General features: G+C 74.9%; 20 protein-coding genes and 1 tRNA gene. 10 read left to right on the top strand and 11 right to left on the bottom strand.

Translation table 11 applies throughout. The features are described 5' to 3' along the window. Positions 1 to 119: 119 nt before the first annotated feature. Positions 120 to 410 carry a YiaA/YiaB family inner membrane protein gene (locus tag ACZ7LB_RS17625; protein ID WP_265293003.1) on the top strand — a complete coding sequence of 97 codons (291 nt, stop codon included), beginning with the start codon at positions 120 to 122 and terminating at the stop codon, positions 408 to 410. 122 nt (positions 411 to 532) lie between these two features. Next, positions 533 to 1,192 carry a TetR/AcrR family transcriptional regulator gene (locus tag ACZ7LB_RS17620; RefSeq protein WP_471469106.1) on the top strand — a complete coding sequence of 220 codons (660 nt, stop codon included), beginning with the start codon at positions 533 to 535 and terminating at the stop codon, positions 1,190 to 1,192. On the opposite strand, the gene ACZ7LB_RS17615 is transcribed toward ACZ7LB_RS17620, so the two are convergent. After that, positions 1,183 to 1,647 (bottom strand): MaoC family dehydratase, encoded by a 465-nt coding sequence (locus ACZ7LB_RS17615; RefSeq protein WP_471469104.1) that lies wholly within the window; start codon positions 1,645 to 1,647, stop codon positions 1,183 to 1,185. The two genes, ACZ7LB_RS17620 and ACZ7LB_RS17615, sit on opposite strands and share 10 nt — an antisense overlap. A gap of 263 nt (positions 1,648 to 1,910) precedes the next feature. On the opposite strand from ACZ7LB_RS17615, the gene soxR reads away from it, so the two are divergent. Further along, a complete protein-coding gene (gene soxR / locus ACZ7LB_RS17610) occupies positions 1,911 to 2,483 on the top strand; it encodes a redox-sensitive transcriptional activator SoxR (protein WP_471469102.1) in 573 nt (190 codons plus the stop codon). 81 nt (positions 2,484 to 2,564) lie between these two features. On the opposite strand, the gene ACZ7LB_RS17605 is transcribed toward soxR, so the two are convergent. Then, positions 2,565 to 3,170, bottom strand: coding sequence for a hypothetical protein (locus tag ACZ7LB_RS17605; RefSeq protein ID WP_471469100.1), 606 nt, complete (start codon positions 3,168 to 3,170; stop codon positions 2,565 to 2,567). A 309-nt stretch (positions 3,171 to 3,479) separates the two neighbouring features. On the opposite strand from ACZ7LB_RS17605, the gene ACZ7LB_RS17600 reads away from it, so the two are divergent. Beyond that, positions 3,480 to 6,296, top strand: a complete 2,817-nt coding sequence (locus ACZ7LB_RS17600; RefSeq protein ID WP_471469098.1) for a penicillin acylase family protein — start codon at positions 3,480 to 3,482, stop codon at positions 6,294 to 6,296. A 16-nt stretch (positions 6,297 to 6,312) separates the two neighbouring features. Here the strand turns inward: ACZ7LB_RS17600 and ACZ7LB_RS17595 are convergent, their stop codons facing one another. After that, positions 6,313 to 7,560 carry an exo-beta-N-acetylmuramidase NamZ family protein gene (locus ACZ7LB_RS17595; RefSeq protein ID WP_471469097.1) on the bottom strand — a complete coding sequence of 416 codons (1,248 nt, stop codon included), beginning with the start codon at positions 7,558 to 7,560 and terminating at the stop codon, positions 6,313 to 6,315. A 306-nt stretch (positions 7,561 to 7,866) separates the two neighbouring features. Here ACZ7LB_RS17595 and ACZ7LB_RS17590 point away from each other — a divergent pair, with 306 nt between their 5' ends. Further along, positions 7,867 to 8,460 carry a TetR/AcrR family transcriptional regulator gene (locus ACZ7LB_RS17590; RefSeq protein WP_471469095.1) on the top strand — a complete coding sequence of 198 codons (594 nt, stop codon included), beginning with the start codon at positions 7,867 to 7,869 and terminating at the stop codon, positions 8,458 to 8,460. A gap of 180 nt (positions 8,461 to 8,640) precedes the next feature. Here the strand turns inward: ACZ7LB_RS17590 and ACZ7LB_RS17585 are convergent, their stop codons facing one another. From ACZ7LB_RS17585 to ACZ7LB_RS17565, 5 genes are all read right to left on the bottom strand, one after another. Continuing rightward, a complete protein-coding gene (locus tag ACZ7LB_RS17585; protein ID WP_471469093.1) occupies positions 8,641 to 9,876 on the bottom strand; it encodes an acyl-CoA dehydrogenase family protein in 1,236 nt (411 codons plus the stop codon). A gap of 6 nt (positions 9,877 to 9,882) precedes the next feature. Next, on the bottom strand, positions 9,883 to 10,908 hold the full coding sequence (locus ACZ7LB_RS17580; RefSeq protein ID WP_471469091.1) for a phosphotransferase family protein: 1,026 nt from the start codon (positions 10,906 to 10,908) through the stop codon (positions 9,883 to 9,885). A 488-nt stretch (positions 10,909 to 11,396) separates the two neighbouring features. After that, positions 11,397 to 11,702 carry a DUF202 domain-containing protein gene (locus tag ACZ7LB_RS17575; RefSeq protein WP_471469089.1) on the bottom strand — a complete coding sequence of 102 codons (306 nt, stop codon included), beginning with the start codon at positions 11,700 to 11,702 and terminating at the stop codon, positions 11,397 to 11,399. After that, on the bottom strand, positions 11,699 to 12,091 hold the full coding sequence (locus tag ACZ7LB_RS17570) for a YidH family protein (protein ID WP_471469087.1): 393 nt from the start codon (positions 12,089 to 12,091) through the stop codon (positions 11,699 to 11,701). Before ACZ7LB_RS17570 ends, ACZ7LB_RS17575 begins: the two co-directional genes overlap by 4 nt. Before the next feature lie 455 nt (positions 12,092 to 12,546). After that, positions 12,547 to 13,071 carry an NUDIX domain-containing protein gene (locus ACZ7LB_RS17565; protein ID WP_471469085.1) on the bottom strand — a complete coding sequence of 175 codons (525 nt, stop codon included), beginning with the start codon at positions 13,069 to 13,071 and terminating at the stop codon, positions 12,547 to 12,549. Between the two features lie 215 nt (positions 13,072 to 13,286). Between ACZ7LB_RS17565 and ACZ7LB_RS17560 the strand changes: the two genes are divergently transcribed. Beyond that, complete coding sequence (locus ACZ7LB_RS17560; RefSeq protein ID WP_471469083.1) at positions 13,287 to 14,237, top strand: hypothetical protein; 951 nt, start codon at positions 13,287 to 13,289, stop codon at positions 14,235 to 14,237. Between the two features lie 63 nt (positions 14,238 to 14,300). Next, positions 14,301 to 15,839, top strand: coding sequence for an APC family permease (locus ACZ7LB_RS17555; protein WP_471469082.1), 1,539 nt, complete (start codon positions 14,301 to 14,303; stop codon positions 15,837 to 15,839). Between the two features lie 456 nt (positions 15,840 to 16,295). On the opposite strand, the gene ACZ7LB_RS17550 is transcribed toward ACZ7LB_RS17555, so the two are convergent. Together ACZ7LB_RS17550 and ACZ7LB_RS17545 are read right to left on the bottom strand one after the other, a co-directional pair. Continuing rightward, a complete protein-coding gene (locus ACZ7LB_RS17550; protein WP_471469080.1) occupies positions 16,296 to 16,823 on the bottom strand; it encodes a gluconokinase in 528 nt (175 codons plus the stop codon). A 140-nt stretch (positions 16,824 to 16,963) separates the two neighbouring features. After that, a complete protein-coding gene (locus tag ACZ7LB_RS17545; protein ID WP_471469078.1) occupies positions 16,964 to 17,338 on the bottom strand; it encodes a YchJ family protein in 375 nt (124 codons plus the stop codon). A gap of 78 nt (positions 17,339 to 17,416) precedes the next feature. Here ACZ7LB_RS17545 and ACZ7LB_RS17540 point away from each other — a divergent pair, with 78 nt between their 5' ends. After that, the gene (locus ACZ7LB_RS17540; RefSeq protein WP_471469076.1) at positions 17,417 to 17,962 is read left to right on the top strand and encodes a GNAT family N-acetyltransferase; all 546 of its coding nucleotides are present in this window, start codon (positions 17,417 to 17,419) and stop codon (positions 17,960 to 17,962) included. Positions 17,963 to 18,815: 853 nt separating this feature from the next. Here the strand turns inward: ACZ7LB_RS17540 and ACZ7LB_RS17535 are convergent. Next, positions 18,816 to 18,900 (bottom strand) — tRNA-Leu (locus ACZ7LB_RS17535). 146 nt (positions 18,901 to 19,046) lie between these two features. On the opposite strand from ACZ7LB_RS17535, the gene ACZ7LB_RS17530 reads away from it, so the two are divergent. Both ACZ7LB_RS17530 and chpH read left to right on the top strand, forming a co-directional pair. Next, a complete protein-coding gene (locus tag ACZ7LB_RS17530) occupies positions 19,047 to 20,372 on the top strand; it encodes a M20/M25/M40 family metallo-hydrolase (protein WP_471469074.1) in 1,326 nt (441 codons plus the stop codon). A 173-nt stretch (positions 20,373 to 20,545) separates the two neighbouring features. Continuing rightward, positions 20,546 to 20,779 carry a chaplin ChpH gene (gene chpH, locus ACZ7LB_RS17525; protein WP_161226434.1) on the top strand — a complete coding sequence of 78 codons (234 nt, stop codon included), beginning with the start codon at positions 20,546 to 20,548 and terminating at the stop codon, positions 20,777 to 20,779. The last annotated feature ends 155 nt before the right edge of the window (positions 20,780 to 20,934 follow it).

Genomic DNA, 20,934 nt, shown 5'->3' with positions numbered 1-20,934 from the left:
GGACCTCCGCCGCTCCGGACCTCCGGCTCCCCCGCGCCGTCCGGGCCCCCGCCGTCTGAGTACCCGAGCTGAGTACGCCGGCGGATGTGGCTGCGGACACCCCGGCCGAAACTGGTCCCATGAACGACTCACCGGTCAAGCAGCAGAGCACCACCGCCTTCTACGGGCAGGCCGTGGCCTCCTTCGGCCTCGCGATGATCGCCACCGCGGCCGGCATCTACAACCTCCAGGCGAACGCGTGGGTGCGGGCCTTCCTCGCCATCGCCGTCCTGTACCTGGTCACCTCCGCGTTCACGCTGGCCAAGATCATCCGCGACCGCCAGGAGGCCGGGCAGATCGTCAGCCGGGTGGACCAGGCCCGGCTGGACAAGCTCCTCGCCGAGCACGACCCCTTCGAGAAGCTGGGATGACCGCGGTCCCGTCGGCCGTCCGCCCCGCCCGTCGGGTCACCCGCCGCCCCGTCCGTCCCTAAGCGCTCGCTCAGCTTCGGCGGTATGGTGGGGGCATCTGTCACCGAGAGGGGCGAGCAGCGATGAGTACGGCGGCCGAGACGGCGGGCGGCGACACCGAGCCCTGGGAAGAGGTCGTGCCCGACGCGGCCCGGCGGCTGCTGGTCGCCGCGGTGGAGGCGTTCGCCGAGCGCGGCTACCACGCCACCACGACCCGTGACATCGCCGGACGGGCCGGAATGAGCCCGGCCGCGCTCTACATCCACTACAAGACCAAGGAAGAGCTGCTCCACCGCATCAGCCGGCTCGGCCACGAGCGGGCCCTGTCGATCCTGCGGACCGCCGCCGAGGGCGGGGGGAGCGCGACCGAGCGGCTCGCCGACGCCGTCGGCTCCTTCGTCCGCTGGCACGCGGGCCGGCGCACCACCGCGCGCGTGGTCCAGTACGAGTTGGACGCGCTGGGTCCCGAGGCCCGCGCCGAGATCGTCGCGCTGCGCCGCAGGGTCGACGCCGAGGTGCGCGGGATCATCGAGGACGGCGCGGCCTCGGGCGAGTTCGACGTCGAGGACGTGCGGGGCACCACGCTCGCGGTGCTCTCCCTCTGCATCGACGTGGCCCGCTGGTTCAACGTCAACGGCCCCCGCACCCCCGAGGAGGTCGGCACGCTCTACGCCGGTCTGGTGCTGCGGATGGTCGGGGCGCGGTCGCCGGCGGCGCCCGGAGCTGACGGCGCTCAGAAGTAGTAGCGCGAGACGGACTCCGCCACGCACACCGGCTTGCCGCCGCCCTCCCGCTCCACGGTGAAGGCGACGGTGACCTGGACCCCGCCCTCGACGTCCGCCACGCCCGTGACGACCGCCGTCGCCCGCAGCCGCGAGCCCACCGGCACGGGGGCGGGGAAGCGGACCTTCTCGGTGCCGTAGTTGAGGCCCATCCGCACGCCCTCCACGGCGATCAGCCGCGGCGCGAACAGCGGGAGCAGGGACAGGGTCAGGTACCCGTGCGCGACGGTGGTGCCGAACGGGCCCGCGGCGGCCCGCTCCGGGTCCACGTGGATCCACTGGTGGTCGCCGGTCGCCTCCGCGAACAGGTCGATCCGCCGCTGGTCGACCTCCACCCAGTCGGTGTACCCGAGCGGCTCGCCCACCGCCGCCCTCAGCTCGTCGGCGGACGCGAAGATCCTCGGCTGCCCTGTCATCCTCCGGCCCCTCTTCCTCTCCGGCGCGACGTCCCGGCCGCGCCCGTCGACGTCCCGGCCGGCCGCCCGGACGGGGCGCCGGGTGCGGCCGCCGGGACGGCTGCCCGCGCCCGACTCTAAGCGACTGCTTAGTGTGGGTGCCGGGGCGACCCGTGTCAATGGGCCCGTGTTCCTGCCGAGTTGACGGGCCGACAGGTGTCCGGGTGGCGCGGAGTGGTGGGGAGGGGCGACGTTCCGGGGCCCGGGTCGGTAGGGTTCGGGGAGTGCCCCAGATTCCCGAGAAGATCCATGAACTCACGGTCGGCCAGCTCTCGGCGCGCAGCGGCGCCGCCGTGTCGGCCCTGCACTTCTACGAGTCCAAGGGGCTGATCTCCAGTCGTCGCACCTCGGGCAATCAGCGCCGCTTCACCCGCGACGCGCTGCGCCGGGTCGCCTTCGTCCGCGCCGCCCAGCGGGTCGGCATCCCGCTCGCCACCATCCGTGAGGCCCTCGCGGAACTGCCGGAGGAGCGCACGCCCACGAAGGACGACTGGGCCCATCTCTCCCAGTCCTGGCGCACCGAGCTGGACGAGCGGATCAAACAGCTCAACCGGTTGCGCGACCACCTCACCGACTGCATCGGCTGCGGCTGCCTCTCGCTGGACAGCTGCGTCCTGTCCAACCCGGACGACGCCTTCGGCGAAGTCGCCACCGGTTCCCGGCTGCTGCCGGAACGCCGGTCGGGTCCGGCGAGGTCCGCGCGGAAGCCCGCGCCGGACCGGCCGCCCGGCCGGGCGGCGGAGCCGGACCGGGTGCCGGCCCAGGAGGGGGCGCCGGACCCGGGGTGCACCGGCTGAGCGGCCGCCGGGGCCGGGCGGGTGGCTCACCCGGAGGGGGACCGGCACCGGGCGCCGCGCCGCGCCCGGCCCGGCCCCCGCCTACGCCGACATCAGCAGCCGCGGTCCGCGCCGGGCGTTCGCCAGGGCCTCCGGGGTGAGGACGGGGCGCGGCACGAGGATGCCGCAGTCCGCGCACACCGGGCCCGACGACGGCTCGTGGTCCAGGTCGTACCGCCACACCAGCCGCTCCCCGTCGCACACCGGGCAGAGGGCGCCCGGCTCGCGCTCCAGGGCCGAGGTCAGCCGCCGCAGCACCTCCGCCAGCGGCCCGTCGGGGTGGAGTCCGGGGTCGTCGCACCAGGCCACACCGAAGCCGCCCCAGGTCAGCCGGTGCCAGTCGTCCACGCTGCCGGGCCGCCGCAGCCCGTCGTGCTTCTCCTTCCTGCGCCGCTCGGCGAACTCCTCCTCGTACGCGAGCCACACCGAGCGCGCCTCCTCCAGCTCCTCCAGCGCGGCCACGAGCCGCACCGGGTCGGGGGAGCGGTCCTCGGGGCCGAAGCCGGCCCGCGCGCACAGATGGTCCCAGGTCGCTCTGTGCCCGTACGGGGCGAACCGCTCAAGGCACTTGCGCAGTGAATACCGCCTCAGCGCCAGATCGCACCGCGGATCGCGGACCTGTCTCGCCAGACTTCGAAAACCGGCCATCGCCCTGCACCTCCGTCACACCTGCACTTCTCGTCCTGCGGTCATGCCCCCGTCGCCGTGCCCGCGCCGCCGTGCGGCGGCGCCGCGCCGGTCCCGAACCGGCTCCGCGCCGCGCTGCCGCGACGCTTCCCGCCGGGTTCCCGTACCGACGCCCCCTCATGGACGCACCGGCAAGCGAATCGGCTCCCTCCGCTTGTGCGAGGTTCTTCATGAGTCGACCTCCTGCCGCGGAAAGTGACGCATGTTCACCTTCCACTCCGGTGATACCGGCGGTAACGTCCGGCTCCACCCCCGTCGGGAGGAGCTGCCATGGCACGCACCCCACGTAACGTCCTCGACAGACTGAGAACTCCCCGCGGCTTCCACGGGTTCCTGAAGGGCGCCTCGGTATGCGTCCTCATCGCGGGCCTCCTGTCACCGCTTTCCCCGGCGATGGCCGTCGGAACGGGCGGCGCGGAGAAGTCCGCCACCGCGCCGCGGGCCGGGCGGACCGCCGCCGACCACTGCGGCGGACGCTGCTCCGACATCCTGCCGCCCGGTCAGAACGGCAACGCCACCCTCGCCGAGATCCTTCTCCACCAGGCCTTCGGCACCCGGCCCGCGCACGCCGGGGACCAGCTCGGCCCCTACGCGGCCCTCGCCTCCGGGCGGACCGGGCTCACCAACGAGACCGTCAACACCTTCTTCAACGAGGCGTCGTTCGGCGTACCCGCCGGGCAGGTCGCCTCCACCCTGCGCCCGGCCGGGCGCCAGGACGTCACCATCGTCCGCGACCGCGGGACCGGTGTCCCCCACATCACCGGCACCACCCGCTACGGCACCGAGTTCGGCGCCGGGTACGCAGCGGCCCAGGACCGGCTCTGGCTGATGGACCTCCTCCGCCACGTCGGACGCGGGCAGTTGACCCCCTTCGCCGGGGGCGCCCCCGCCAACCAGGGCCTGGAACAGCAGTTCTGGCGCGACGCCCCCTACACCGAGGCCGATCTGGAGGCCCAGCTGCTCGGGGTCGCCGAGGGCAACGGCGAGCGCGGCCGGCAGGCCCTCGCCGACGTCGACGCCTACATCGACGGCGTCAACGCCTACATCGAGGCCTCCGACAAGGGCCGCTACTTCCCCGGCGAGTACGTCCTCACCGGGCACAAGAACTCCGTCACCAACGCCGGCACCATCGGGCGCTTCAAGCGCACCGACCTGATCGCCCTGGCCTCCGTCATCGGCTCCCTGTTCGGCTCCGGGGGCGGCGGCGAGGTCGGCAACGCGCTCTCCCTGATGGCCGCCCAGGAGAAGTACGGCACCGCCGAGGGGACCCGGGTCTGGGAGTCCTTCCGCCAGCGCGACGACCCCGAGGCCGTGCTCACCCAGCGCACCGGCGGCTTCCCCTACCTGCCCCGGCCCGACGACCCGCGCGGCCGGGCCCTGCCCGACCCCGGCTCGGTCACCGCCGAACCCCTGGTGCACGACCGCACCGGCAGCGCCACCGCCGCGCGGGCCACGGACGCCTCCGCCGCGGCCGCGACCGCCGCCGTCGGCTCCGCCCGGCGCGGCATGTCCAACGCCCTGGTGGTCAGCGGCAGGCACACCGCGAGCGGCAACCCGGTGGCCGTCTTCGGGCCGCAGACCGGCTACTTCGCGCCCCAGCTCCTCATGCTCCAGGAGATCCAGGGCCCCGGCATCAGCGCCCGCGGCGCCTCCTTCGCCGGTCTGAGCATGTACGTCGAACTCGGCCGGGGCCAGGACTACGCGTGGAGCGCGACCACCTCCGGGCAGGACATCATCGACGGCTACGCGGTCGAGCTGTGCCAGGACGACCACCACTACCTCCACCGAGGCACCTGCACCCCGATGCGGAAGGTCGAGCGCGTCAACGCCTGGAAGCCGACCGTCGCCGACGGCACCCCGGCCGGCTCCTACACCATGCGGGTCTGGCGCACCGCGTACGGCCCGGTCACCCACCGCGCCACCGTCGGCGGCAAGAAGGTCGCCTACACCGCGCTGCGCTCGTCCTTCCTGCACGAGGCCGACTCCATCATCGGCTTCCAGATGCTCAACGACCCCGGCCACGTCCAGGGCCCGGAGGGCTTCCGGAGCGCCGTCCAGCACATCAACTACACCTTCAACTGGTTCTACGCCGACGCCGAGCACACCGCGTACTACAACAGCGGCGACAACCCGGTCCGCGCCGAGGGCGTCGACGCCGAGTTCCCCGTCCTCGCGCTCCCCGCGTACGAGTGGCGGGACTGGGACCCGGCGGACAACCGGGCCCGCTACACCCCGCCCGCCGAGCATCCCCAGTCGGTCGACCAGGACTACTACGTCTCCTGGAACAACAAACAGGCCCGGGACTACCCGGCCGCCTCCTGGGGCAGCGGCTCCGTCCACCGCGGCGACCTGCTCGACGACCGGGTGGCGGAACTGGTCGCCGGGGGCGGGGTCACCCGCGCCTCACTGGTCGGGGCCATGGCCGAGGCGGGCCTCGCGGACCTGCGCGCCGAGGGTGTGCTGCCCGTCCTGCTCCGGGTGATCGGCACCGCGCCGGTCACCGACCCCGCCGCGGCCACCGCCGTCGGCCGGCTCCGGGCCTGGCTCGCCGACGGCGGACTGCGCACCGAGACCTCGGCCGGATCCCGGAGGTACGCTCACGCCGACGCGATCCGCACCCTGGACGCCTGGTGGCCGCTGCTGGTGCGGGCCGAGTTCGCGCCCGGCCTCGGGGACGGCCTGTACACCGCCTTCACCCGCAACCTCCCCGTCGACGAGGCGCCCTCCGCCGGACACGGCCCGACCGGCGCCCACGCCGGCAGCGCCTTCCAGTACGGCTGGTGGAGCCATGTCGACAAGGACCTGCGGTCCGTGCTCGGCGAGCCCGTGCGGGGGCCGCTGGCCCGCCCCTACTGCGGCGGCGGCGACCTCACCGCCTGCCGGGACACCCTGCTCTCCACCCTGACGGCGGCGGCGGGCCGCACCGCCGCCCAGGTCTACCCCGGCGACGCCACGTGCGCCGCCGGCGACCAGTGGTGCGCCGACTCGATCGTCCACCGCACCCTGGGCGGCATCGGGCACGGCGCCACGACCTGGCAGAACCGGCCGACCTACCAGCAGGTCGTGGAGTTCGCGTCCCACCGGTGACCGGCCGGCCGGGGGCTCACGGGTAGAGGAGGTACTGGCGGCGGGTCTCCCGGAACGCCGCCAGTTCCCGCTGCCAGGCCCCCACCACCTCGTCGGTGTCCGCGCCCGCGTCGATCATCGTGCGCACCCGCGCCGACCCGGTGAGCCGGTCGATCCACTCGTCCGGCCGCCAGGCGAACCCGTCCCAGCACCGCTTGGCGGTCACCAGCAGGCCGATCCCGGTGCGCACCGGGTCGAAGGCGGCCCGGTCGTGCACATGGAGCTGCACACCCCCGGCGGTCCTGCCCTGGAACTTGGAGAACACCGGCGAGAAGTACGCCTCCCGGAAGCGCACCCCGGGCAGGGCCAGACCGTTGGCGGCGGCGGCCCAGCGGCCGTCCAGCCCCTCCGCGCCGAGCAGTTCGAAGGGGCGGGTGGTGCCGCGCCCCTCCGACAGGTTCGTCCCCTCGAACAGGCAGGTGCCCGCGTACACCAGCGCGGTCTCCGGCGTCGGCATGTTCGGGCTCGGCGGCACCCACGGCAGCCCGGAGGCGTCGAAGAAGTCCGACCGCCGCCAGCCCGCCATCCGCACCGTCCGCAGCGGCACCGGCGTGGTCAGGAACTCGCCGTTGAACAGCAGGGCCAGCTCCGCGACGGTCATCCCGTGCGCCTGCGCGACCGGCTGCCGCCCCACGAAGGTCGCGAACTCCTTGTGCAGCACCGGCCCCAGCGCCGCCCGCCCGGTCAGCGGGTTCGGCCGGTCCAGGACCACGAACCGCAGGCCCGCCGAGGCCGCCGCCTCCATGCAGTCGAACAGCGTCCAGATGTACGTGTAGAAGCGGGCGCCCACGTCCTGGATGTCGAAGACGACGGTGTCCACGCCGGAGGCGGTGAACACGTCCGCCAGCTCCCGGCCGCTCCTGAGGTAGGTGTCGTACACCGGCAGCCCGGTCGCCGGGTCCTCGTGGCGCCCCTCGGACCCGCCCGCCTGCGCGGTGCCCCGGAAGCCGTGCTCGGGCCCGAACACGGCGGTCAGCTCCACCCGGTCGTCCGCGTGCATCACGTCGACGACGTGCCGGGCGTCCCGCGTGACGCCGGTCGGATTGGTGACGACGCCGACCCGCTGCCCGGCGAGCACCCGGTAGCCGTCGTCGGCCAGTCGCTCGAAGCCCGTGCGCAGCCGCCGGCCGCCCGCGGGCGCGGCGTGGGCCGCCCCGGGCACGGCGGCGGTGCCGGCCGCCACGGCGGCGGTGGTGGAGAGCAGGGTCCGTCGGGACAGCGTCATGCGGTGACCTCCGTGATCCATGCGGGTGTCATGTTCACGCACGGTAGCCCGGTCCCGCGCCGCGCGGAACGACGCGAACCCCGGGTCACCCCTTCCGCCCCGCATACCGACTGGTTAGTGTGACGCGGCGGCGGAGCGCCGGGGCCCACCGCCGCGCCCCCGCGGCCGGTCCGGGACGGCCGCGCGCCGGACGGCCCTCCCGCCCGCCCGGCCCGGGACGGCGGATGGGAAGATCCTCGGCCGGGAACGACGTTCCCCCTCAGGACACCGACGACCCCCGATGACACGGAAAGGCAGGTGGCGACAGTGCCCAGGACCACGGACGGGGACGGCACCCCGGTGCCGCAGCGGCTCCTGGCCGCCGCCACCCGGCTCTTCGCCGAGCACGGCTACGACCGCACCTCCGTACAGGAGATCGTCGAGGCCGCGGGCGTCACCAAGGGCGCCCTCTACCACTACTTCGGCTCCAAGGACGACCTCCTGCACGAGGTCTACGCCCGGGTGCTGCGCGTCCAGCAGGAGCGCCTGGACGCCTTCGCCGACGCCGACGCGCCCGTCGAGCAGCGGGTGCGCGACGCCGCGGCCGACGTCGTCGTCACCACCATCGACAACCTCGACGACGCCTCGATCTTCTTCCGCTCCATGCACCACCTGGGCCCCGAGAGGAACCGGCAGGTGCGCGCCGAACGCCGCCGCTACCACGAACGCTTCCGGGCGCTGATCGAGGAGGGCCAGCGGGCCGGCGTCTTCTCCGCGGCCACCCCGGCCGACCTGGTGGTCGACTACCACTTCGGCTCGGTGCACCACCTGTCCACCTGGTACTGCCCCGACGGTCCGCTCACCCCCCAGCAGGTGGCCGACCACCTGGCCGATCTCCTGCTGCGGGCGCTGCGCCCGTGAGGTGACCGGGGAGGGCCGCCGCCGGACTGCGCGGCCGCGGCCCCGCCCGGCCGGCGCCACGGTGCGGCCCGGCTCCGGCTGCCGGACGCGCACGCGCGGCAGCCCGGCCCGCTCCCCGGCCGGCCGCGGCACGAACGCCACGCGGATCCCCGCACCGGCGCGGGGAGCGGGGCCGCGGGACTACCGGCGCGCGGACCGGTCGCCGGTGCGCCGGGCGATCTCCCGGCGGGCCAGCGAGCGCTGGTGCACCTCGTCAGGGCCGTCCGCGATCATCAACGTCCGGGCGGCGGCGTACAACTCGGCCAGCGGCAGGTCCTGACCCACCCCGGCCGCCCCGTGCAACTGGATCGCCCGGTCGAGGATGCCGGTCACCGCACGCGGTGTGGCGATCTTGATGGCCTGGATCTCGGTGTGCGCCCCCCGGTTGCCGACCGTGTCCATCAGCCAGGCCGTCTTCAGCACCAGCAGCCGCAACTGCTCCACGGTGACCCGCGCGTCCGCGATCCAGGCGCGCACCACGCCCTGCCCGGCCAGCGGCCCGCCGAAGGCGGTGCGGTCCACCGCCCGGCGGCACATCAGCTCGATGGCCCGCTCGGCCATCCCGATCAGCCGCATGCAGTGGTGGATCCGGCCCGGCCCCAGCCGCGCCTGGGCGATGGCGAAGCCGCCGCCCTCCTCGCCGATCAGATGGGACACCGGCACCCGGGCGCGGTCGAGGACCACCTCGGCATGGCCGCCGTGGGCGTGGTCCTCGTACCCGAACACCCGCATCGCGCGGGTCACGGTGAGGCCCGGGGTGTCGCGGGGGACCAGCACCATGGACTGCCGGCGGCGGACGTCCGGGGCGTCCGGGTCCGTCGCGCCCATCACGACGACGACCGCGCAGCGCGGGTCCATCGCCCCGGAGATGTACCACTTGCGGCCGGTGACGACGTAGTCGCCGCCGTCCCGCTCGATCCGCGTGGTGATGTTGGTGGCGTCCGAGGAGGCCACGTCCGGCTCGGTCATCGCGAACGCCGAGCGGATCTCCCCGGCGAGCAGCGGCGCCAGCCACCGCTCGCGCTGCTCCGCGTCCCCGAACCGGGCCAGCAGCTCCATGTTCCCGGTGTCCGGCGCCGCGCAGTTGGTCGCCGTCGGCGCGAGCCCCGGACTGCGGCCGGTGATCTCGGCGAGCGGGGCGTACTGGAGGTTGGTCAGCCCGGCCCCGAGCCGCGGGTCCGGCAGGAAGAGGTTCCACAGGCCCCGGCGACGCGCCTCGGTCTTCAGCTCCTCCACCACCGGCGGGGTGTCCCAGGGCGAGGCGAGGCGGGCGCGCTGCTCCCGGGCGGTCCGCTCGGCCGGGTACACGTGCTCGTCCATGAAGGCGAGCAGCTCGGCCCGGAGTTGCCCGGTGCGGGCGTCGAACGCGAAGTCCATGGCGGATCAGCCCTCCCGCAGGGCGCTCAGGCCCTGCTCGACGAAGACGGGGACGAGGTCCCCCATGCGCTCGAATCCGCCGCCGACCGTCCTGCCGAGCGTGTAGCGGTAGTGGATGCCCTCCAGGATCACGGCGAGCTTGAACCAGGCGAAGGCGGTGTACCAGGAGAGGGCCGACACGTCCCGGCCGGAGAGCCGCGCGTACCGCTCGACCAGCTCGGCCGGGGCCGGATGGCCGGGCGCGTGCGCGGTGGTGGCGACGGGGGAGTCGGCGAGGAGGGCCGTGCTGCTGTACATCATCAGCAGGCCCAGATCGGTCAGCGGATCGCCGAGCGTGGACATCTCCCAGTCCAGGACCGCCCGGATGCCGTCGTCCGGGCCGCCGATCAGCACGTTGTCGAGCCGGTAGTCGCCGTGCACCACGGCCGGGGCGGGGGAGCGGGGCAGCGTCCGGGCGAGCGAGGCCCGCAGGGTGCCGACGCCGGGCAGGTCGCGGCTGTGGGAGGCGGCCAACTGCCGTGCCCAGCGGTCCAGCTGGCGCTCCAGGAAGCCCTCGGGGCGGCCGAAGTCCGCGAGCCCGGCGGCGGCCGGGTCGACCGAGTGCAGGGCGACGAGGGTGTCGACCAGGCCCAGCACGGCGGCCCGGGTGCGCCCGGGGCCGAGCGCGGCGAGCTGCGCGGCCGTGCGGTAGGGGGTGCCGTCGACGAACTCCATGACGTAGAACGGCGCCCCGGTCACCTCCTCGTCCTCGCAGAGCAGGACGGGCTCCGGGACCGGCACCGGCGTCGGGCGCAGGGCGGTGATCACGCGGTGCTCGCGCCGCATGTCGTGCGCGGTGGCCAGGACGTGGCCGAGCGGGGGCCGCCGCACCACCCAGCGGGCGGTGCCGTCGGAGACGGCGTACGTGAGGTTGGACCGCCCGCCCTCGATCAGCCGTCCGGACAGGGGGCCGTCCAGCAGCCCGGGCCGCTCCCGGTCGAGCAGCGCGCGCAGCCGGTGGAGATCGAGTCCGGGCGGATGGTCGGTACTCATCGTCGCTCCTACGGGGCAGGGGACATGTACCGCACACATGATGCCGACCAGTCGGTATGTCGTCCAGGGGGTGTACCGGGCACCGCGCGCGTCCCGGACACCGGGCGTGGGGCGGGAGCGTGGGCGGGTCCGGGCGCCGCCGGGGCGGGCCGGTGCGCGGAAGGCGGGGGCGGCGCGCTCGACGGCGGGCCTCGGGGGCGGGAGGGCGTCGGGGTGCGCGGGGCCGGGGTGCGGCGGGACTCGTTGGGGCCGCCGGATCCGGCGGGCGGCGGAGAGGGTCGACTCCGGTGGGCGCGGGGTGCGGGGTGCGGGGTGCGGGGTGCGGCGGGGTCGGTCGGGCCGGCGGGACCGGTGGCCCGCGGAGGGGACCGGCTCGGGCCGGGCGCGGGGTGCGGAGCGCCGGGCGGGGGCATCGGCGGGCGGGGGGCGGCGGACGCGTCCGCCGGCGGGCCGGGGCCGGGACGGCGACCGGAGCCGTCCGGTGCCGGTCAGAGGATCAGTACGGCCCCGCAGCCCGCCAGCGCCGCGGTGCACAGGACCGCCGCGGCGGCCCGCGTCGGCGGCAGCGGCCCGGGGGCGGGGGAGGCGGCGAGCCCCTGTATCCGGCGGTGCGCGATGTACAGGAAGCCCAGCCAGAGGGCGGCGCAGAGCGCGACGGCGACGGCCTGGACGGGACCGCCGCCCCGGCCCAGGGCGGTGCGCGCGGCGAGCACGGCCGTGACGGTGGCGGAGAGGGTGGTGCGCCGCCAGGCCAGCCGGGTCCGCTCGGGCTGGAGCCCGGGGTCGCGGGTCACCCCTCCCACCCGGTGAGGACCACGACGACCATGGCCACGGCGACCACCGCGACGACCAGGCTCATCACGGCGGGGAAGCGGGAGACGGGCAGGTCCTCGCCCCGGCGCATCGCGCGTTCGCAGCGCACCCAGTGGTTGACGGCGCGCAGCGCGCACAGGACGCCGGCCGCGAGCAGCGCGAGCGCGAGCCCGACGCGCCAGCCCCGGCCCAGGGCGGGAAGGAACTGGTCCACCGCGAAACCGCCGCCGATCAGGGCGAGGGCGGTGCGCAGCCAGGCGAGGAAGGTGCGCTCGTTGGCGAGCGAGAACCGGTAGTCCGGGGTGCGGCCCTCCTCCCGGACCTCCTCGGGCGCGAACCACAACCGCACGTTGCTGACGAATTCCCTCACCCCCGGACCCTAACCCCGCCCTCGGGCCCCCGCCCGCGCGGCCGGGGCACGCCTGGCCCGGGTCCCGCCGCCCGCGCCGGGACCGTGCCCAGGGTCCCGCGGCCCGCCGCCCGCCGCCCGCCGCCCGCCGCCCGCCGCCCGCCGCCCGCCGCCCGCCGCCCGCCGCCGGACCCGCCCCGGGCCGCGCCGCCCCGGCCCCGGTCAGCCGCGGCCGGGTCCTCGCCTCCCCCCGGCCCCGGGCCCACCGCCATCCTCCGGGCCCCGCACCGGACTTCGCCGCCCCGCCGCCGGACCCGCCCGGGGCGACCGCCGCCGGGCTTCCCCGCCCCGGCCCACCTCGCCCCGCCCCGGTCCGGCCCCGTCCACCGCCCGGGCGGCCCCGGCTCCCCGGAACGGCCCCGGCTCCCCGGAACGGGCCCGGCTCCCCGGAACGGGGGCGGTCCCCGGAAGAGGCGTCACCCCCGTTCCCGTTCCCGCTCCCACGCCCGCAGCCGTTCGTACGCGGCCAGCCCGTCCGGGACCCACTCCCACTCACCGAGCCGCCGCTCCAGCTCCGCCCCGGTGAGGAACCCGTGCCAGTCCACCTCCTCCGCCTGCGGACGCACCGCCCCCTCCCAGCGCACCTCGTACACCGCCGACCACCACCGGCGCCCGCCGCCTCCGTCGAAGAGGAAGGAGAACCGGAACTCCGGCCGGGGCAGGCCGCTCACCCCCAGCTCCTCCCCGGCCTCCCGCAGCGCCGCGTCGTCGTAGGACTCGCCCGCCCCGACGACCCCGCCGACGAACATGTCGTACAGCGAGGGGTACACCAGCTTCCCCGGTGTGCGACGGTGGACGAAGAACCGTCCCCGCGCGTCCCGGACCCGGACGAAGACCACGCGGTGGCACAGCCCGCGGGCGTAGACGTCGCCCCGCCGCGCCCGGCCCACCACCCGGTCGTCCTCGTCCACGACATCGAGGATCTCGTCAGCCGCACTCATCCGCCCATCCAAGCAGCGGCCGGGCACGCCGAGTGGTCGACACGGAACGGGCCGCCCGGGGCAACGGAGGCAAATCCCCCTCTTGGCGCAGGAGTTGACGCGTGTAACACCCAAGCGGCCCTTGACGACGAGTGCGGCCGACGGGTTTGCTGTGAGTGATCAGTCCATGGCAATCCGGCTACGACGACCAGCGCGTCGCGTGAGGAAGTTCCGCGGTGTCCCCACCTCCGCCTCCCCTCGGCCGCGCCCGCAGACGCGCCGGCCACTCTTTCGACGAGGCGCTCGACGACGCCGAACTCACGACGGCACGCGCGGCGCTGGCGCAGGGACGCTGGCAGTCGGCGCGCTCCCTGATCACCCGGACGGGCGTGGAGTGGGACCGCCGCGGACACCGGATCGCCGTCCTCGCCGCCGAACGCTACTGCGCCGCCTGGGCCCGGGAGTGGCTCCTCGCCGAACCCGACTCCACCGACGCCTCCCTGCTGCTCGCCTTCGCCCTCGTCCGGCGCGCGCTGCGCGGCAAGGAGAAGCCGGCCGCCGCCCGGGAGGCCTGCCGGAGCACCGCCGCGCTCGTCCCCGAGGACCCCACCCCCTGGCTGGGACTGCTGATGCTGGAGCGCGACCTGGGCACCGACGACGATGTCGTCCGTGCCTTCGAGGCGGTCCGGGGCCGCTACGCCGACCACCACCACGCGCACCACCTGATGGTCGCCCGCCTCGCCGAACAGCGCGCCGAGGACGGCCCGGACCCGCTGCACGAGGTCTACGACTTCGCCAACTGGGCCGCCGAACAGGCCCCCGCCGACTCCCCCCTGGCCATCCTGCCGGTCGTCGCGCACGCCGAGCGCTACCGCGTCCTGGCCGCCGCCGGCCACGAGTCCGCCGACCCCAGGTCCTCCGGCCACTGGATCGGCCGCCGCGCCCGGCTGGTGATGAAGGCCGCCTTCGACTGGTGGCTGGAATGGGAGCAGGACGGCCACCCGCGCAGGCTGATCGACCTCAACTTCCTGGCCCACGCCAAGTCCTGCGAGGGGCGCGGCGCCGAGGCCGCCGCCCTGTTCCACCGGATCGGCCCGCACGCCACCCCCGCCCCCTGGGCCTACCCGGACCGGGAACCGTACGCCGCCTTCCGCGCCGCCCGCGCCGACGCGCTGGGGACGGCCTGACCCCACGACCCCCTCCCTCCACCCCGACCCGCATCCCGACGACGACATAAGGACGGTCCCCCGATGGCCACGGGCACTTCGAGCACACGGAAAGCCAGGCGCGACGGCGGCATCAGCACGTTCAAGGGGGAGGAACGGGCGCTGCGCGCCGACCGGCTGGGCACGGGGGGCCTGCTCCTGTCCGTCCTCGCCGCCACCGCGCCGCTCATGGTCGTCGCCGGGGTCATGCCCACCACGTACGCGGTCATCGGCATCGTCGGCCAGCCGCTGATCTTCGTGGTGCTGGGCGTCGTCCTCGTCCTGTTCAGCGTCGGCTATGCCGAGATGAGCCGCCACGTCCACAACGCGGGCGCCTTCTACGCGTACATCTCCCGAGGTCTGGGCGGCACCGCCGGGGCGAGCGCCGCCCTGGTCGCGATGGTCGCCTACAACGCCCTCCAGGTCGGCATCTACGGCATCTTCGGCTTCGAGGTCTCCGGTCTCCTGTCCACCTACGCCGGGGTCGACATCGCCTGGTGGATCCCCGCGCTGGTGGGCGTCGTCGCGGTCGGCGCGCTCGGCTGGCTGAAGATCGACGTCAACGCGCGGGTGCTCGGCGTGCTCCTGCTCATCGAGGTCGTCCTCGTCGTGGTCTTCGACATCGCCGCGGTCTCCGACCCCGGACCGCAGGGGCTGTCGCTGCACGCCTTCAACCCGGACACCCTGACCGGCGCGGGCGTCGGCACCGCGCTGTGCTTCTGCATCGCCGCCTTCCTCGGCTTCGAGCAGGCGCCCGTCTACGCCGAGGAGACCAGCCGCCCGCACGTCCTGGTGCCGCGGGTGATGTTCCTCGCCGTCGCGGGCGTCGCCGTGTTCTTCGCCCTCAGCAGCTGGGCGCTGACCGTCGCCACCGGTCCCGACAGGATCGTCGGCAGTGCCCAGGAGCAGAGCGCCGGGCTGCTGTTCAACCTCACCGAGGCCCGGCTCGGGGCCACCTTCACCGACGTCCTGCACGTGCTGTTCGTGACCGGCATGTTCGCGGCCCTCCTCAGCTTCCACAACGTGGTCGCCCGCTACGCCTTCGCCATGGGCCGCGAGGGGCTGCTGCCCGCCCCCTTCGGCCGCACCAGCGGCACCAGCGGCGCCCCCGGCACCGGTTCGCTGCTTCAGACCGCCGTGTCCCTGGTCATCGTCGTCGTCTTCGCGGTCGTGGACGACAAGCCGGTCGGCGACCCGACCGAGCCCGTGCTGCACCTGTTCACCTGGGGCGGCAACATCGGCGCCCTCGGCGTCATCCTGCTGATGGCCGCCGCCTCGTTCTCCGTGGTGGCCTTCTTCGTCCGGCGCGGCGCCGCCGGCGCCCAGTGGATGCGGCTGACGACCTCCGTCCTGGCGGGCGTCGCCCTGCTGGTGATCGCCGGATACACCGTGAAGGACTTCGACGTGCTCGTCGGCGCGGGCCCCGGCTCGGCGCTGAGCTGGGTGCTGCCCGGGCTCATCGGCCTCGCGGTGGTCGCCGGGCTGGTGCAGGGCGCGATCCTGCGCGCCCGCGCGCCGGAGCGGCACGCCCGCATCGGCCTGGGCAACGAGGCGTTCCGGCTGGAGAAGGCGGCGTCGGAGTAGGGCGGGACGGGGGCCGGGCGGGTCCGCCCGGGGGTGTGACCCAGGGGCGCCCCGGCCCCCGCCCGTGGGGGCGTCCGTGCGGGCGGGGCCGGGGGCTCGGCCGCCGTGCCGGAGGGGACGGCGCGCGACCGCCGGTGCGCACACCGGGGGAGGGGTGTCCGGGCGGCGGGTGCGGAGGGCGCGGGCACCCGTGGCCCGGCACCGGCACGGCCGCCGGGCCTCCGGGGTGCCCCGGGCCTCCGGGGTGCTCCTGGGTGACCGTGGCCTCCGGCGCTGCCGGACCCGAGAGCTGCGGCCCCTCAGGGCCACCGGATCCCGGACTGCCGCACGCCAGGGCCACCGGATGCCCGAGGTACCGGCCCCAGGGCCACCGGACTGCCGCCCCCCCAGCACCATCGCATCCCCGAGGTACCGGCCCCCAGTGCCACCTGGAGTCCCCGGGCCCCGGGCCCCGGGTCACCGGGGCGGCCGGGTGAGCGCCCGGAGCGCCCGCACCGCGTGGTCCGCGATCTCCCCGGGTCCGTCCGTGACCTCCACCGCCACGCCCGCCTCGTCCGGCTCCAGCGGCTGGAGGGTCGCGAACTGCGAGTCCAGCAGCGTCGCCGGCATGAAGTGCCCCTCGCGGCGGGCCGTCCGCCGACCGATCAGCTCCCGGTCCCCGGTGAGATGCAGGAACACCAGCTCCGGGGCGGCGGTCCGCAGCCGGTCGCGGTACGCCCGCTTCAGCGCCGAGCAGCCCACCACCCCGCCGAGCCCCGCCCGCCCCCGCGCCCACCGCCCGACGGCGTCCAGCCAGGGCCCGCGGTCCTCGTCGGTCAGCGGGATGCCCGCCGACATCCGGGCGATACTGGCCGGCGGGTGGAAGTCGTCGCCCTCGGCGTAGGGGACACCGAGCCGGGCCGCGAGCAGTCCGCCGACGGTGCTCTTGCCGGTGCCCGCGACGCCCATCACCACGACGACCGGGAGGACGTGCGCCCACTGCATCGGGAACCTGCCTCGCTGTCCGGCGGAGGTCCGCGGCCCGCTCCGGCGGCCCGCGCTGTCGACGCCACGGAACCCCACCGGCCGCGCCGCGCGCAACCCCGCCTCCCGCCCCGCCCCGGGGCGGGGGACCGGGGGACCGGTCAGTCGAGGAACTCCCCGTCGACGTACACCCAGGCCCCGTCGACCCGCTCGAACCGGCTCCGCTCGTGCAGCGAGCCGCCCCGGTAGGAGGCCCGGAAGGTCACGGTGCCGGCGGAGTGGAACGCCGAACCGGCACCGGTCGCGAGGATCTCCAGTCCCGTCCACCGCGTGCCGGTGTCCGGGTCGAGCCGCGCGGGCCGGGTGCGCGGATGCCACGTCCGCAGCAGGTACCCGGCGTCACCCTTCACGAAGGCGCAGTACCGGGACCGCATCAGGGCCTCGGCCGTCGGCGCGGCCCCGGCCCCGGAGTGGAACCGGCCGCAGCACTCCGGATACGCCTCGGGCAGCCCGCAGGGACAGGAACGCGTGCTCATGCGTCCCATTGTGCCCGCCGCCCCCGTCCCCGGGGAAAACGACGGCGGCCGGGCGGCGCCGGGGGGACACTGGCGGGCATGCGTGAGTGCCACGAGGCGTCCGCCGGTCTGTCCCTGCGCCGTTGGTCCCCCGGCGACGTCCGGGCCGTCCGCGCGGCGTTCGCCGACCCGGAGCTGGACCGGCAGACGAAGGAACCCGTCGCCTCCCCGCTCGGGGCGTGCCGGTGGCTCGCGGCACGGGAGGAGCAGTGGGCCTCGGGGACGGCCTTCGCCTTCGCCGTGGTCGACGGCGCGGACACCGTACTGGGCAACGCGGCCGTCGGCGCGGTCGACCGGCGCCACCGGACCGGATGGGTGTCGTACTGGACCGTCGCCCCGGCCCGGGGGCGCGGAGTGGCGTCCCGGGCCTGCCGGGCACTGGCCCACTGGTCCTTCGGCGAACTGGGCCTGTTCCGCCTGGAACTGGGCCACCGGACGGACAATCCGGCCTCCTGCCGGGTGGCCCGCGCCGCGGGCTTCGGGGCGGAGGGAGTGGAACGCGGGAAGCTGGAGTACGAGGGGGTCCGCCACGACGTGGAGCGCCACGCCCGCCTGTCCACCGACCCCGAGCCACCCCGGCCGTGACCCACCGCCCCACGCCCCCCGTCCGCCCCGCCCGCTCCCACGGACCACCGCCCGGGACCCGGCCCCAGCGGCGGAGCCGCCCTCGCGGGCCGGCGCCGGAAAGCAGGAAGTCCCCGGATCGGCCGGGGCCCTGCCGGTGCCGGTGTTGCTGGTGTCCCACGCGGACCTGGACTCCCGCCCCGGGCACCAGCTCACTGGTTGGCCGGCCTGCCCAAACGTCCGTATGGGGGCGAGATGTGGCGGGTGCGTCCTCCTCCTGTCTCCTGCTGTTCCCGCCCGTCCCCGAGCGCTGTTGGTCATGAGTTGGCCGGGTGGCCAACCGTTCCGCCCATGACGGAGGAGTCGAGTACCGCTCAACGCTCGCCCGGCCCGTGGACCGGTCGAGTAGCCGCGGCTCCCACGGTCCGGTGTTCACGTCGAAGCCCTTCCCGAACCGCCGATCACGGGCCGAACGAGGGTCTCCTGGGTGCCGTGGCCGGGCGCCGGGCGCCGGGTGTCGGAGCTCGGCTCGGGGAGCGGAAGCAACCCGGCACGCCTGGTGACCCTCGGCGCGTCCGGTCCGGGGGTGGACATCGCCCCCGCTGGTGAGACCGTGGCACGGGCGCGCTGGGGTGACCTGCCGGAACTTGAGTTCCGCGTGGCGGGGGCGACGGCGTTCCCGAGCGGGACGGACCGGACGTTCGATGCGCTCACGTGAGGACGGAGCCCCAAGACTCGCCGTCTCCCGAGCCGGCGACGGGCTCGGCCCGTCATCCCCGGTCCGGCCCGGGGATGACGGGCCGTCGGTCACGCGGTCGGTCGCGCCGTACCTCAGAAATGCGGAAAACCCCACATGAAGTGGGGTCTCAGCCGGTGTCCGAGGGGGGACTTGAACCCCCACGCCCGATAAAGGGCACTAGCACCTCAAGCTAGCGCGTCTGCCATTCCGCCACCCGGACAAGGTGTCTGCCGCGCGAGGTTCCCCCCGTGGCGACGACGTAAACATTACCAGGCTTTCCCGGGTGGGCGATCACCCATGGTTGGGCGGGGGCGCCCGGCGGGAGAGGATGAGGGGACCATCAGCGGCGACAGCGGGAGGAACCACGTGAGCGACTCGGGCACGACCGGGAACGTCACCGGCGAGGACGAGGTCGTCGACCTCTGCCGCGAGCTGATCCGGATCGACACCAGCAACTACGGCGACCACTCGGGTCCCGGCGAGCGCAAGGCGGCCGAGTACGTCGCCGAGAAGCTCGCCGAGGTGGGCCTCGAACCCCGGATCTTCGAATCCCACCCGGGCCGGGCCTCCACGGTGGCCCGCATCGAGGGCGAGGACCCGTCCCGTCCCGCCCTGCTCATCCACGGCCACACCGACGTCGTCCCGGCCAACGCCGACGACTGGACGCACCACCCCTTCTCCGGCGAGATCGCGGACGGCTGCGTCTGGGGGCGGGGCGCCGTCGACATGAAGGACATGGACGCGATGACCCTCGCGGTCGTGCGCGAGCGGATGCGCAGCGGGCGCAAGCCGCCGCGCGACATCGTGCTGGCGTTCCTCGCGGACGAGGAGGCCGGCGGCACCTACGGCGCCAAGCACCTCGTCCACCGGCACCCCGAGCTGTTCGAGGGCGTCACCGAGGCCATCGGCGAGGTCGGCGGGTTCTCCTTCACGGTCAACGAGAAGCTGCGGCTCTATCTCGTCGAGACCGCCGAGAAGGGCATGCACTGGATGCGGCTCACCGTCGAGGGCACCGCCGGACACGGCTCGATGACCAACGACGACAACGCCATCACCGAACTGTGCGACGCCGTCGCCCGGCTCGGCCGCCACACCTGGCCGGTCAGGGTGACCAAGACCGTGCGGGCCTTCCTGGACGAGCTGTCCGACGCGCTCGGCACCGAACTCGACCCCGAGAACATGGACGAGACCCTCGCCAAGCTCGGCGGCATCTCCCGGATGATCGGCACCACCCTGCGCAACTCGGCCGCGCCCACCATGCTCGGCGCCGGCTACAAGGTCAACGTCATCCCCGGCCAGGCCACCGCCCACGTCGACGGACGCTTCCTGCCCGGCTACGAGCAGGAGTTCCTCGCCGACCTCGACCGCGTCCTCGGCCCCCGCGTCCGCCGCGAGGACGTGCACGCCGACAAGGCGCTGGAGACCGGCTTCGACGGCCGGCTCGTCGACGCCATGCAGAGCGCGCTGCGCGCCGAGGACCCGATCGCGCGGGCGGTGCCCTACATGCTCTCCGGCGGCACCGACGCCAAGTCCTTCGACGACCTCGGCATCCGCTGCTTCGGCTTCGCGCCGCTCCAGCTCCCGCCGGAGCTGGACTTCGCCGGGATGTTCCACGGGGTCGACGAGCGGGTGCCGGTCGAGGGACTGCGGTTCGGCGTGCGGGTGCTGGACCGGTTCATCGACGCCTCCTGAACCCGGCGGCGGGCCCGGCGCCCGCCGCGGAACCGTTCATCGATTCGCTCGCGCGTATGGAGGACCCCCGGGAAGAGTGAACGCACTCGTGGGCTCGTAGCCTGATAACCCCCTCCTCGTTACAGGTGTTGCGGTCCGCACGATGGGATCGCGTTTGCCAACTAGGAGGAATAATGATCAAGAAGGTCGTCGCCGCCGCGGCTGCCACCGGTGGCCTGGTTCTCGCGGGCGCCGGCATGGCCGTCGCCGACTCCGGCGCCCAGGGTGCCGCCGCGCACTCCCCGGGTGTCCTTTCCGGCAATGTCGTCCAGGTTCCCGTGCACGTCCCGGTGAACGTCTGCGGCAACACGATCGACGTGATCGGCCTGCTGAACCCCGCCTTCGGCAACGTCTGCGTCAACGACTGACGCCGCCGCTCGCCCCCTGAGGGTCTGAGTCCGCCGGCCCCGGAGCACGCGCCACGCGCTCCGGGGCCGACGGCCTTGGGGGCGCGGGACACGACGCCGGACGTCGGTGACGACGGCACCCCCGGCACCACGGAACCCCGGTACCACCGATCCCC

This window comes from Streptomyces sp. NPDC107521 (genome assembly GCF_055598485.1).
This window is presented reverse-complemented; position numbering and strand designations above follow the sequence as displayed.

Bases quoted from the DNA above. Each gene is read 5' to 3' on its own strand.
- ACZ7LB_RS17625 (WP_265293003.1), top strand. From the start codon at position 120: ATGAACGACTCACCGGTCAAGCAGCAGAGCACCACCGCCTTCTACGGG.
- ACZ7LB_RS17620 (WP_471469106.1), top strand. From the start codon at position 533: ATGAGTACGGCGGCCGAGACGGCGGGCGGCGACACCGAGCCCTGGGAA.
- ACZ7LB_RS17615 (WP_471469104.1), bottom strand. From the start codon at position 1,647: ATGACAGGGCAGCCGAGGATCTTCGCGTCCGCCGACGAGCTGAGGGCG.
- ACZ7LB_RS17605 (WP_471469100.1), bottom strand. From the start codon at position 3,170: ATGGCCGGTTTTCGAAGTCTGGCGAGACAGGTCCGCGATCCGCGGTGC.
- ACZ7LB_RS17600 (WP_471469098.1), top strand. From the start codon at position 3,480: ATGGCACGCACCCCACGTAACGTCCTCGACAGACTGAGAACTCCCCGC.
- ACZ7LB_RS17595 (WP_471469097.1), bottom strand. From the start codon at position 7,560: ATGACGCTGTCCCGACGGACCCTGCTCTCCACCACCGCCGCCGTGGCG.
- ACZ7LB_RS17585 (WP_471469093.1), bottom strand. From the start codon at position 9,876: ATGGACTTCGCGTTCGACGCCCGCACCGGGCAACTCCGGGCCGAGCTG.
- ACZ7LB_RS17580 (WP_471469091.1), bottom strand. From the start codon at position 10,908: ATGAGTACCGACCATCCGCCCGGACTCGATCTCCACCGGCTGCGCGCG.
- ACZ7LB_RS17565 (WP_471469085.1), bottom strand. From the start codon at position 13,071: ATGAGTGCGGCTGACGAGATCCTCGATGTCGTGGACGAGGACGACCGG.
- ACZ7LB_RS17555 (WP_471469082.1), top strand. From the start codon at position 14,301: ATGGCCACGGGCACTTCGAGCACACGGAAAGCCAGGCGCGACGGCGGC.
- ACZ7LB_RS17550 (WP_471469080.1), bottom strand. From the start codon at position 16,823: ATGCAGTGGGCGCACGTCCTCCCGGTCGTCGTGGTGATGGGCGTCGCG.
- ACZ7LB_RS17545 (WP_471469078.1), bottom strand. From the start codon at position 17,338: ATGAGCACGCGTTCCTGTCCCTGCGGGCTGCCCGAGGCGTATCCGGAG.
- ACZ7LB_RS17540 (WP_471469076.1), top strand. From the start codon at position 17,417: ATGCGTGAGTGCCACGAGGCGTCCGCCGGTCTGTCCCTGCGCCGTTGG.
- chpH (WP_161226434.1), top strand. From the start codon at position 20,546: ATGATCAAGAAGGTCGTCGCCGCCGCGGCTGCCACCGGTGGCCTGGTT.